The sequence below is a fragment of the Micromonospora purpureochromogenes genome, from assembly GCF_900091515.1.
GTDB lineage: Bacteria > Actinomycetota > Actinomycetes > Mycobacteriales > Micromonosporaceae > Micromonospora > Micromonospora purpureochromogenes.
The window spans coordinates 6,391,886-6,403,834 of record NZ_LT607410.1; the positions used below are offsets into that span (position 1 = coordinate 6,391,886).

Below are 11,949 nucleotides of genomic sequence, written 5' to 3' on the forward strand. Positions count from 1 at the left end.
ATCGTGCACGACTGTTGAACGCCTGTTATCCCGGCGTAACCCTGGCGTGGGGCAGATCACTCAGAGTGCTGGTATGTGTCCCGCCCGCTGTCCCGAAAGTCCCTTTCCCCGGAGCCCGCGAGCGGTCCGGCCGGCTACCGCCAGAACACCGCGACAGCGGCGTTGAGCAGCGTCAACCCGACGATAGCGAGGAAGTGGCCGCGAGCGACCTGATCCCGCTTCCGGGAGAAGAAGACCATGACGAAGATCAGCAGAGCCAGCACCAACTTGGTAACAAGCTTCGCGGGTGCCGGCTCGTCGCCGTTGCGCAGCGGGGCGGAGAGCCCGATGCCGGTGAGCAGACCGATCACCGACCCCCAGAGCATGGCCGAGTTGATCCGCAGCCGGCCGCTGGCGTACTGGGCGATCGCGCCACCGAGCAGCAGCGCGAACCCGATCAGATGGACGTAGAGAAGTACCAGCCGAAGAGCTTCCACGCCGGCCATCCTCCCCCATCAACGACAGTTTGTAGTAGCCGCCCCGCCGGGCTGAGCTCATACCGTGATCTCTGCGGCGGCCGGCCGGGGGGCGATCTCGGCGGCGGCCGTCCGGAGTGAGCCGCGCCGGCCGAGGAGCACCAGGCCGGCCCCGAGTACCGCGTAGCCGGCCAGCACGGCCGCGGAGCGGTCCGCGCCCGCACCGTCGAAGAAGGCGGCCGAGCGCAGCAGCGTGCCGCCGGCCCCGACCGGCAGGAACTGCCCGACGGTGCCCCACGGCTGCGGCAGCAGCTCCGGCGCGGCGCTGACCGCGGAGAGCGGGTTGCCGACCAGGAAGACCAGCAGCGCGCCGAGGCCGAGCCCGGGGCCGCCGAGCAGTGCGCCCAGCCCGGCGACGGCACCGGCGGCCGCGAGCGCGAAGAGCCCGATCGCCCCGGCCTCCGCCGCCGGGTCGCCCCCGATCACCCCGAGCCAGCCGTGCAGCACGGCGGTGCCGACCAACGCGGCGAGCAGGGCGTAGCCGAGCAGCCCGACCAGCCGGGCGCGCCGGCCGGTGACCAGGACGGTGAGCATGACGCCGACGAGCATGCTGGTCAGCGCCAACGGCAGGAAACCGGCGGCGAAGCCGGCCCCGCGCGGGTCGTCCGGGTCGGCGGGCACCACCGCCGTGACCGGCACCGGCCGTCCACCGGAGAGCCCGGCCGCCGCCTCGGTGAGCAGGGCCGCCACGGTGGGGCTCGCGCCCGGGGCGGTGTGCAGCCCGACGCCGTCGGGGCCGACGACGAAGGCGGCGTACACCTCGCGGTCGCGTAGCGACCGGTCGGCCGCGGCGGCGTCCGGCAGTTCGGTGACGGTGAAGGCGCCGGGGCGGGCCGCCGCCAGCCGGCCGGCCAGTTCCGCGGTGGCCGGCGCCGGCCCGGCGACGGCGACCGGCAGGTCGCGCGGCGCCAGGTTCGCGGCGGGCCCCGCGAAGAGGGGTACGAGCAGCGCCTGCGCCGTCACCGCGAGGGCGGCGAGCAGCACGGCGAGCAGCATCGGGGACCGGGGTGACCGGGACATGCCCACTCCTTAAAACGAACGCTCGTTCTCTTTAGGGTCAGCGTGCGCTCCGGAGCCGCCAGGAGTCAAGAACGAGCGTTCGTTTTACACTGTGGGTCATGCCACGCGTATCGGACGCCCACCTCGCGGCCCGCCGACAGCAGATCCTCGACGCCGCCCGGCGCTGCTTCCTGCGCGACGGCTTCCACAACACCTCGATGCAGGACGTGATCGCCGAGGCAGGGCTGTCGGTCGGCGCGGTCTACCGCTACTTCCCGAGCAAGAACGACCTGATCACCTCGATCGCCCAGTCGGTGATCGGCGGGGCGGACGCGGTCTTCGCCGAGCTGGCCGCCGCCGAGCCGCCGCTGCCCCTGGTCGAGGCGCTGGACCGGGCACTGACCTACGTCGACGCGCAGGCCGGCGAGGACGGCATCCTGCCGCTGGCGATCCAGGTGTGGAGCGAGTCGCTGCGCGACCCGGCGCTGGCGGTGTTCGTGAACGCGACGTACAGCGGCTTCCGGGACCGCTTCACGCTGCTGGCCCGGCGGGCCCGGGAGGCGGGTGAGCTGCCCCCCGACGCCGACCCCGAGGCCGTCGGCACCGCACTGTTCGGCCTGGTCCCGGGCTACCTGATGCAGAAGGTGCTCACCGGCCGCCCGGACCGCCGCAGCTACCTCACCGGCGTCCGCACCCTGCTCGGCCACCCACCCGCCTGACCCAGCGCCCGCCGGACCCGGGTCAGGACAGCCGCCAGACCTGGAACGTGGGGCCGTCGGCGGGGAGGGTGACCACGCCGTCGGCGTCCGGGCGCAGCGCCGGGGCGCCGCCGTACGCGTTCTCCCCCGCCCCGAGGCCGGTCAGCCGGACGGGCCGGCCGGCGGCCCGGCGGGCGAGCACCAGCACCGCCCCGGTCGGGGCCTCGCGCAGGAAGACCAGGGTGTCGGCGTCGGCGTGCACCCGACGCAGGCCGCCGTGGCGCAGTGCCGGCTCGTCGCGGCGCAGCGCCAGCAGCCCCCGGTACGCGGCGAAGGTGGCCCGGTCCCAGCTCTCCGGCCGGTGCCACGGCATCGGGGTCCGCGAACCCTCGCCGTTGGTGCCGGTCAGCCCCAGCTCGTCCCCGGCGAAGACCACCGGGGTGCCCGGCATGGTGGCGAGCAGGCCGGCGGCCACCTCCTGCCGGGCGGCGTCGCCGACCACAGTGCGGATCCGGGCCGAGTCGTGCGAGCCGAGCAGTTGCCACGAGTGGGTGTACGAGCGCCAGGAGATCAGCGACCGGTAGGTGTCCATGGTGGCCAGCACGGCCTCGGCGTCGCGCCGCCGCACCCCGCCGGGGGTGCCGAGGAAGTTCGGCACCGGCTCGTCGCCGTGCCGCAGCCAGGACCAGACCGGGTCGGTGAAGCCGACGTAGTTCATCGTCCCGTGCCAGCCGTCCCGGTCCAGGTCGCCGGTGTGGTCGTGGCCGTGCTCGGCGAGGAGCAGGCCGTCGGGGCGGGTGTCGGCGACCACCTCGCGCAGCAGCCGCGCCACCTCGTGGGTGTACGCGTCCGCGCCGCGCCGGCCGGTCATGTTGGCCACGTCGACCCGCCAGCCGTCCAGCCCGTACGGCGGGCGCAGCCAGCGCCGCAGCAGCGAGTCGTCGGCGGTGGCGAAGCGCCGGCGCAGCTCCGCGCTGCCCCAGTTCAGCTTCGGCAGCGACTTGACCCCGTTCCAGGACTCGTACTGGCCGGTGGCCTCGTCGAAGTAGTACAGCTCCCGCTCGGCGGCCCGCACGTCCGAGGCGGCGGTGGTGAACCACTCGTGCGCGTCGCCGGTGTGGTTGCTGGTGATGTCGCCGAGCAGCCGCCAGCCCCGGGCCCGGACGGCATCGGCGAGCCGGGCCAGCGCGGCGTCCCCGCCGAGCAACGGGTCGACGGTGTCGAAGCTGGCCGCGTCGTAGCGGTGGTTGGAGCGGGCCGGGAAGATCGGGGTGAGGTAGAGGGTGTTCACGCCGAGCCGGGCCAGGTGGTCCAGGCGCTCGGTTATTCCGTCCAGGTCGCCACCGTAGAACTGGTGGGGCGTCTCCGGGCCGCGACCGATCACCGGGGTGTCCCAGTCGCACGGGATCGCCCAGTCCGGCGGCGTACGGCCGGCGGCGGCCGCGGAGCGGGCGAACCGGTCCGGGAAGATCTGGTAGATCACCGCGTCCCGCGCCCAGGCCGGCGGCGGGGCGTAGCTGACCAGCTTGAAGTCGCCGTTGTCCGGCACGTCGTGGGAGATCACGCCGGCGGCGTTGAGCCAGCGGTAGCCGGTGGTCCCGGAGAGCATGAAGCGGTAGTTGCTGACCGGGTTGCGGACCTCGACGTCGGCCCGCCACCAGACCTCGCCGCCCTCGGTGCGGTCGACCACCGCCTCGGCGAACCGGGGCTCGCCGTCGCCGGTGGTCCGCACGTGCACGGTGCGCACGTCGGCGCCCGCCGGGACCCGGACGAAGACCGGCACGGTCTGACCGAGCGCCGGCTCCTGCTCGGGTACGTACAGGGCGGATCCGTCGTGGTGCGGCTGCGGGGACATGGTGGAGCCCTTCGGGTCGGCCGGACGGGGAGAGGAAGGGGTCTCCGCCGCGGCCGGTCTCCCGGCCGCGGCGGTCAACCCGTGACTGCTCCGGTGCACGTCGTCCCGACGCCCTTGCCGCAGCGTGCGATTGGTCGGAGGGGTGGGCGCTCTCCGCGCAACCCGGGCTGATCAGTCCAGCCCCGCGCACCACTCGGCCCGGCCCATGTATGGACCCGGACCACTCAGCCCGGCCGTTGCACGGACCCGGACCACTCAGCTCGCGCTGCGCGAAGAGCGGCCACCCCTCCGATTCATCCCTTGACGGCTCCGGCGGTGAGACCGGAGACGATGTACCGCTGAAGGAACTGGAACACCAGCACCGTCGGGACGGCGGTGAGCAGGGTGCCCGCCGCGAAGATCCCGAAGTTGTTGTTGCGCTCACCCGCCACCAGACCGAACATGCCGACCGCGAGAGTCTTGGACTCGGCGTTGGTGAGGAACACGTTTGCGATCAGGAACTCGTTGATCGTGCCGATGAAGGCGAGCAGCCCGGTCACCGCCAGGATCGGCGCCACCAGCGGCAGCATGATCCGGAAGAAGACCTGGGCATGCGTCGCGCCGTCCATGGTCGCCGACTCGTCCAGCTCCCGCGGCAGCGTGTCGAAGAATCCCTTCATCAGCCAGGTGTTCACGCCCAGCGCCCCACCCAGGTAGAGCAGCAGCAGGCCCCACGGCGTGTTGAAGCCGATCGCCGGCCACAGGTCGGTAACCGTGGTGAAGATCAGGAAGATCGCCACGATGGCCAGGAACTGCGGGAACATCTGGATCAGCAGCAGCGAGAGCAGCCCGACCCGACGGCCGGCGAAGCGCATCCGGGAGAAGGAGTACGCCGCCAGCGCCGAGAGGAAGATCGAGGCGAAGCTCGCCACCCCGGCGACGACCAGCGAGTTGAGGAACCACCACCCGAACGGGGTGCGGTCGAAGAGGTTGGTGAAGTTCTCGAACGACACGCCACTGGTCGGCACCAGGTCCGTGGAGGAGAGGGTGCCGAGGGGGTTGAGCGCCGCGGAGAGCACGAACAGGATCGGGAAGAGGCTGAACGCCACCGCCACCACCCCGACCACGTGCCGCCAGCCGACCTGGGCGAACCAGCGGTTCTTCCGCCTGCCGGCCGCGGTGCTCCGGGCGCCCGGGGCGTTCGCGTGGGTGCTCACGAGTACACCTCCTCCTGCTTGCGGGTCCGCGAGAAGCTGACCGCGGAGACCACCGCGACGATCGTGAAGATGAAGATCGAGACCGCCGCCGCCAGGCCGAACTGGGCGCCCTGGGCACCGAAGGCCAGCCGGTAGGTGTACGTGATCAGCAGGTCTGTCGCGCCGGAGGTCGGGTTGTCCGCCGGGAACGGTCCACCCTCTGTGGTCAGGTAGATCGCGTTGAAGTTGTTGAAGTTGTACGCGAACGACGAGATCAGCAGCGGGGAGAGCGCCACCAGCAGCAGCGGCAGGGTGACCGCGCGGAACGACTGCCAGGGCGACGCGCCGTCGACCGAGGTGGCCTCGGTGAGCTCGCGCGGGATCGCCTGCAGCGCACCGGTGGCGACCAGGAACATGTACGGGTAGCCCAGCCAGAGCTGTACCAGGATCACCGCGATTCGGGCGGACCAGTCCTGCCCGAACCAGTCGACGCCGAGCCCGAACAGGTTGTTGATCAGACCGAAGTCGGTGTTGAACATGTCCCGCCAGACCAGCAGCATCGCGAACGACGGCATCGCGTACGGCAGGATCAGCAGGATCCGGTAGAGGTTGGTGCCGCGCATCCGCGGCGAGTGCAGCGCCAGCGCGATGGCCAGGCCGAGCAGAAAGGTGAAGCCGGTCGAGCCGAGCGCGAAGGCGAAGTTCCAGACCAGGGTGCCGAAGAACGGGCCAGAGATGGCCGGGTCGGTGAGCACCCGATCGAAGTTCTTCAGCCCGACGTTGACCTTCCAACCCTGGGCCAACTGCTCGCCGTCGGCGGCGACGAACGCGCCGATCTCGTCGTCGGCCGTCCAGGTCCTACCGGTCTCGGTGTCCTTGACGCAGTCGCACCCGGCGTCGTAGGCCCGGATCGCCCTGCCCTCGTACGCGCGGGAGAGACCGGAGGAGCGCAGCGCGCCGCCGGAGGTCGGGACCACCAGGTCGGTGATCTCCTTGCTGCGGGCGCTGGCCTGGCCGAAGTTGAGCACCTGATAGCCCTCGGCGGCGGTTACCTTGCCGCCCGGCGCCACGGTGACCTCGGCGGCGTCGAGCGGGGTCAGGCCGCCAGCGTCGCCGGCGGAGACGGTGCCGCTCTTCGGGTCGGTCACCAGGAAGACCAGCGGCCCGGTGGCCGGGTCGCCCTTGGTGGCGACGGAGAGGGGGTACTGGGTGGAGCCGGGGACCTGCTTCACCGACGAGCTCTGGATGGCGACGATCGCGTCGGACTTCTCGCCGCGGTGACCGTCGCCGAAGTTCGTGAAGGCGGTGCTCGCGGTGTAGAGCACCGGGAAGATCTGGAAGGCGATCAGGAAGATCGTTCCGGGAACCAGGTACTTCGCCGGGATGTGTCGGCGGGTGAGGTACAGGTAGAACAAGCCGGCGGTGGTGGCCGACAGGATGGCTAGCCCGACCCACTTCTCGGCCTCGATGAGCGGGAAGGCCGCCCAGATCGCGATCCCGGCCACCAGGCCGAGCAGGACCACCTTGACCACGAGGCCGGTCAGGGTGATCGGCGCGTGGTGCCGCGCGTCACGGGACTTGCGCGGGAGCCCGGAGCGGGCGGGCTCCCGGCCCGGGGTCTGCGTGGCAGACCCCGGGCCGGACAGCGACGCGCTCATTACTTGATCTGACCGGAGATCGTCTTGCCGGCGGCGGTGACGGTCTTGGTCGGGTCGGCGCCACCGATGACGGCGGCCTCGGCCTTGCCGAACGGGTCCCAGATCGCGGCCATGGCCGGGATCGCCGGGAGCACCTGGCCGTTCTTGCCGGCCTCGGAGAACTTGGCCAGGTCCGGGTCGGTGCCCTTGACCTGGTCGAAGGCGGCGGTCAGTGCCGGCGGACGCGGCTCGGCGTTGTACAGCGCCACGGCCAGCTCGGGCTTGGTCACGTAGTTGGTGACGAACTCCTGGGCCAGGGCCTTGTTCTTGCCCTTGGCGGCGACGTAGAACGACTGGACGCCCACGAACGGCTGCGCCTCCTTGCCACCGGCGAAGCCGGGGACCGGGGAGATGTCGTACTTGATGCCGGCCTTCTTGGCGTCGGCGATCGCCCACGGGCCAGAGACCAGGTAGGCGCACTTCTTGCCGGTGAAGGTGGCGATCGAGTTCTCGCCGGTGATGGAGCGCTTCAACGCACCGTCACCCTTCTCACCGAGCTTGGCGATCTTCTGGAACGCCGCGATCGACTCCGGCTTGCCCACGCCCAGGTCCTTCGGGTCGTAGTCGCCGTTGGCGGCGGTGCCGAAGAGGTAGCCGCCGGCCGAGGTGTACAGCGGGTAGATGTGGTACGCGTCGCCGTTCTGCCCGGACTGGAGGCAGAGGATCTCGCTGGCCTTCTTCTCGGCCTTGAGCTTCTTGCCGGAGGCGACCAGGTCCTCAATCGTCTTCGGCGCCTCGGGGGCCAGCTCGGTGTTGCGGATCAGCGCGATGTTCTCGGTCGCGTACGGCACGCCGTAGACCTGGCCGTTGAAGGTCACGGCCTTGACGGCGGTCTCGTTGAAGGCGCTCTTCTGCTCGGCGGCGAGCTGCACCGGGTCGATGGCGCCGTTCTGGACCAGGTTGCCGATCCAGTCGTGCGCGCCGACCACGACGTCCGGGCCGCTGCCCTGCTGGGAGGCGGTGACGAAGTTGGTCTGCAGGTCCTTGGAGACGGCCTGCACCTCGACGGTGACGCCGTTCTCCTGGCCGAACTTCTCACCGAACGGCTTGAGGGCCGCCGCCCGCTTGTCGTCGGCCCAGATGACGAGCTTGCCGCTCGCGGCCTTGGGGGAATCCTTGGCGGCCGGCTCGTCCTTGCTGTTGTCGCCGCAGCCGGACGCCGCGAGCGCCAGACCGAGAACGGCGACCACACCCGCGGTACGGATGCGCATCGGTACTCCTGTCGTTGTGGCGGCCGCCGGGGGAAGGGCGGCCCGCCAGTGGGAACCTCTGTAAGTTCTTGCCAACCGGCGCTGCGGTGCTGCGCCGCTGCTCTCGCATGTTGCGGGGACGTTAGCAAGAGGTTGCAGGGAATGGAAGGGCTTGCAGGAGCGTACGCAAGAACTTGCCCGTGAGCTAAAGTTCCGCCATGCGCGCTCGACTGTCCGACATCGCCCAGCAGGCCGAAGTCAGCGAGGCCACGGTGTCGCGGGTGCTCAACGACCGCCCCGGCGTGGCCCCCGAGACCCGGCAGGCCGTCCTGACCGCCCTCGACGTGCTCGGTTACGAGCGCCCCGCCCGGCTGCGCAAGCGCAGCGCCGGGCTCGTCGGGCTGGTCGTCCCAGAGCTGGACAACCCCATCTTCCCGATGTTCGCCCAGGTCATCGAGTCGACCCTGGCCCAGAGCGGGTTCACCCCGGTGCTGTGCACCCAGACCCCTGGCGGGGTCACCGAGGACGAGTACGTCGAGATGCTGCTGGACCGGCAGGTCTCCGGGATCGTCTTCGTCTCCGGCCTGCACGCCGACACCGCCGCCAACCACGACCGGTACCGCGCGCTGATCGCCCGCCCGCTGCCCGTCGTGATGATCAACGGGTACGTCCCGAACGTCGCCGCCCCCTTCGTCTCCTGCGACGACGGCGAGGCCGCCGAGCTGGCCGTCGCGCACCTGGTCGCGCTCGGCCACCGCCGGATCGGCCTGATCACCGGCCCGGACCGGTTCGTGCCGGTGCAGCGCAAGGTGGCCGGCTGGCGGACCGCGATGACCCGGCTCGCCGGCGCCGCCGAGCAGGACCTGGCCGAGCTGGCCGAACTCTCGCTATTCGGCGTGGAGGGCGGCGAGGCGGCCGCCGGCCGGCTGATCGAACGCGGGGTCACCGGCGTCGTCTGCGGCTCCGACCTGATGGCGCTCGGCGCGATCAGGGCGGCCCGGCAGCGCGGCATGTCGGTCCCGCAGGACCTCTCGGTGGTCGGCTACGACGACTCGCCGCTGATGGCCTTCACCGATCCACCGCTGACCACCATGCGCCAGCCGGTCGCCGCGATGGCGGTCGCCGCGGTGCGGGCCCTGGTCGACGAGATCAACGGGCACGCCGCCCCGCACTCGGAGTACCTGTTCCGCCCGGAGCTGGTGGTGCGCGGTTCCACCGCGGTCGTCCGCCCGGCCGGCGCCAACCCGGCCCAGGGCGGCACCCGGCACCGGCCGGCGCCGCCCGCCCTCGCCGTCCCGGCCTGACCGACCCGAGCGCCCCGGACGGCCGCCACGACGGCGGCCGCCCCGGTGCCGTCCCGTCTGCCGGGACGGCCGCACCGGGCCGCCCGGCCGACCGGAGGCCGCGAGCCATCATTTCTTGCGCAAGGAATGCTTGACTCTTGCAGCAATCGGGCGGCATTCTGCACTGACATCCGCTCTCCCGGGCCCACTCCGGGTGCTCCTCAGAACGGGGACCGTCACCGATGACCGACGCCACCAACCCGGCACCGCCGGCCGCCGACGCCGACTGGTGGCGGTCCGCGGTCGTCTACCAGGTCTACGTCCGCAGCTTCGCCGACGCCGACGGCGACGGCGTCGGCGACCTCCGGGGCATCCGGGAGCGGCTGCCGTACCTGCGCGACCTCGGGGTCGACGCGCTCTGGTTGACCCCCTTCTACACCTCGCCGCAGGTCGACGCCGGCTACGACGTCGCCGACTACCGCGACGTCGACCCGCTGTTCGGCACGCTCACCGACTTCGACGCGATGATCACCGACGCGCACGCCCTCGGGCTGCGGATCATCGTCGACCTGGTGCCCAACCACACCTCCAGCGCGCACCCCTGGTTCCAGGCCGCGCTGGCCGCCGGCCCCGGCTCGCCGGAGCGGGAGCTCTACCTCTTCGCGGACGGCAAGGGCGAGCACGGCGAGCTGCCCCCGAACGACTGGGAGAGCATCTTCGGCGGCCCGGCCTGGACCCGGCTGCCGGGCGGCCAGTGGTACCTGCACCTGTTCGACCCGGCCCAGCCCGACCTGAACTGGCGGCACCCGCGGGTGCGCGCCGAGTTCGAGGGCGTGCTCCGCTTCTGGCTGGACCGTGGCGTCGACGGGTTCCGGATCGACGTGGCGCACGGGATGATCAAGGCCGAAGGGCTGCCGGACGTCGGCTTCAGCTCGATGACCACCGGCCAGCGCCAGTCCGAACTGCTCGGCAAGGGCCGCCTGCCCTACTTCGACCAGGACGAGGTGCACGAGATCTACCGTGCCTGGCGGCCGATCCTGGACAGCTACCCGGGCGGCCGGATGGCGGTGGCCGAGGCGTGGGCGGAGACCCCGCAGCGGCTGGCCCGCTACATCGGCCCGGACGAGCTGCACCAGGCGTTCAGCTTCGACTTCCTCGACGCCACCTGGTCGGCCGACTCGTTCCGCAAGGTCATCGACACCGCGCTGGCCGAGTCCACCATCGTCGGCGCCCCGACCACCTGGGTGCTGTCCAACCATGACCGGCAGCGGCACGTCACCCGGTACGGCGATGGCGAGGTCGGCCTGCGCCGGGCCCGGGCCGCCGCCCTGCTGATGCTGGCCCTGCCCGGCTGCGCCTACGTCTACCAGGGCGAGGAGCTGGGCCTGCCGGAGGTGCTGGACCTCCCCGACGAGCTGCGCCAGGATCCGGCGTTCCTGCGTACCGGGGAGAGCCGCGACGGTTGCCGGGTGCCGATCCCGTGGAGCGGCGAGCTGGCCCCGTACGGCTTCGGCCCGGAGGGCAGCGAGCTGAGCTGGCTGCCGGCCCCGGCGACCTGGCGTGCCCTCTCGGTGGCCGCCCAGACCGGCGTCGCCGGCTCCACCCTGGAGCTGTACCGCGCCGCGCTGCGCATCCGGCACGAGCACCCGGCGCTGGCCGGCACGACCGGCGGGGTGACCTGGCTGGAGGGCGGGCCCGGCATGCTCGCCTTCAGCCGCACCGGCGGCGGGACCACGCTGACCTGCGTGGTCAACATCAGCGGCGCAGCGGCCCTCGTCGAGGGGTACGGCCCGCCGCTCGTCGCGAGCGAGGACCTCACCGAGCAGGGATCGGGTCATCTCCTGCCGGTGGACGCAGCTGCGTGGTTCGAACGGCGCTGAGCCGGGTAACCCGCCATTGACCTGGTCGTCCGTTGTGCTCCGCGCCGACGGGCGACTGGGCCTGCCGACCCCTTGTGGTGGGGGGTGAGGTGGCACCGGCGCCTCGGGGAGTTCCCCGGGGCGCCGGTGTCCGTTTCCGGCGCTGACGGGTCAGCGGCCCTTGCGCCGCAGCAGCTCCGAGATCCGCGCGAAGCCGGCCCGCAGCTCGTCCTCGCTGGGTGCCGGCTGCGGCGCGACCGGGTGCTCGGCCCGCGCGGCCGCCTGCTCCAGCTCCTCGTCGAGCACGTCCTCGAAGTCCCCGTAGAGGTCGGACTCGTCGATCCGGGCCGCCTCGTCCTCGGCGGCGATCTGCGCGGCGGCGATCTCGCCGCGCACCTCCTCGGCCGACAACGCCGGCACCAGCGGCTCGACCACCGCCATCAGCTGCTCCTCGGCCACCACCGCCTCGGCCAGGGCCAGGGCGTGCGGGCGCTCGTACGGGCCGCAGACCACCGGCTCCCACTCGGCGGGGTCGCCGAGGGGGCCGAACGTGATGATCCACGGCAGGCCGAGCATCGGCGAGTCGTCCGGCAGGTCCAACGTCACGAGTGCGCCCACGCGCTCATCATGGCCGGTCCCGGCGGGAAGGTGAGTGGCATTTGCGGCAACTGCCGGTTC

Annotated in this window: 10 protein-coding genes; 3 read left to right on the forward strand and 7 right to left on the reverse strand. The window is 72.0% G+C overall.

Annotation, left to right across the window (positions count from 1 at the left end; genetic code table 11):
* Positions 1–134 precede the first annotated feature (134 nt).
* Both GA0074696_RS29110 and GA0074696_RS29115 read right to left on the reverse strand, forming a co-directional pair.
* Complete coding sequence (locus tag GA0074696_RS29110) at positions 135–476, reverse strand: hypothetical protein (protein ID WP_088964880.1); 342 nt, start codon at positions 474–476, stop codon at positions 135–137.
* A 57-nt stretch (positions 477–533) separates the two neighbouring features.
* Entirely contained in the window at positions 534–1,535 is a 1,002-nt protein-coding gene (locus tag GA0074696_RS29115) for a hypothetical protein (protein ID WP_088964044.1), read from the reverse strand.
* 98 nt (positions 1,536–1,633) lie between these two features.
* Here GA0074696_RS29115 and GA0074696_RS29120 point away from each other — a divergent pair, with 98 nt between their 5' ends.
* Positions 1,634–2,233, forward strand: a complete 600-nt coding sequence (locus tag GA0074696_RS29120; protein WP_172894497.1) for a TetR/AcrR family transcriptional regulator — start codon at positions 1,634–1,636, stop codon at positions 2,231–2,233.
* Between the two features lie 22 nt (positions 2,234–2,255).
* Here the strand turns inward: GA0074696_RS29120 and GA0074696_RS29125 are convergent, their stop codons facing one another.
* From GA0074696_RS29125 to GA0074696_RS29140, 4 genes are all read right to left on the reverse strand, one after another.
* Positions 2,256–4,067 (reverse strand): glycoside hydrolase family 13 protein, encoded by a 1,812-nt coding sequence (locus tag GA0074696_RS29125; RefSeq protein WP_088964046.1) that lies wholly within the window; start codon positions 4,065–4,067, stop codon positions 2,256–2,258.
* 293 nt (positions 4,068–4,360) lie between these two features.
* Positions 4,361–5,263: a sugar ABC transporter permease gene (locus GA0074696_RS29130; protein WP_088964047.1), complete on the reverse strand. Its 903-nt coding sequence runs from the start codon at positions 5,261–5,263 to the stop codon at positions 4,361–4,363.
* Positions 5,260–6,900, reverse strand: coding sequence for an ABC transporter permease subunit (locus GA0074696_RS29135; protein WP_088964048.1), 1,641 nt, complete (start codon positions 6,898–6,900; stop codon positions 5,260–5,262). The genes GA0074696_RS29130 and GA0074696_RS29135 overlap by 4 nt, the downstream gene beginning before the upstream one ends.
* The gene (locus GA0074696_RS29140) at positions 6,900–8,150 is read right to left on the reverse strand and encodes a sugar ABC transporter substrate-binding protein (RefSeq protein ID WP_088964049.1); all 1,251 of its coding nucleotides are present in this window, start codon (positions 8,148–8,150) and stop codon (positions 6,900–6,902) included. Before GA0074696_RS29140 ends, GA0074696_RS29135 begins: the two co-directional genes overlap by 1 nt.
* 197 nt (positions 8,151–8,347) lie before the next feature.
* On the opposite strand from GA0074696_RS29140, the gene GA0074696_RS29145 reads away from it, so the two are divergent.
* Together GA0074696_RS29145 and GA0074696_RS29150 are read left to right on the forward strand one after the other, a co-directional pair.
* Positions 8,348–9,433 (forward strand): LacI family DNA-binding transcriptional regulator, encoded by a 1,086-nt coding sequence (locus GA0074696_RS29145; RefSeq protein WP_088964050.1) that lies wholly within the window; start codon positions 8,348–8,350, stop codon positions 9,431–9,433.
* Positions 9,434–9,654: 221 nt separating this feature from the next.
* Entirely contained in the window at positions 9,655–11,292 is a 1,638-nt protein-coding gene (locus GA0074696_RS29150) for a glycoside hydrolase family 13 protein (RefSeq protein ID WP_088964051.1), read from the forward strand.
* A 150-nt stretch (positions 11,293–11,442) separates the two neighbouring features.
* Here the strand turns inward: GA0074696_RS29150 and GA0074696_RS29155 are convergent, their stop codons facing one another.
* Positions 11,443–11,889, reverse strand: a complete 447-nt coding sequence (locus GA0074696_RS29155) for a hypothetical protein (protein ID WP_088964052.1) — start codon at positions 11,887–11,889, stop codon at positions 11,443–11,445.
* Between the last annotated feature and the right edge of the window lie 60 nt (positions 11,890–11,949).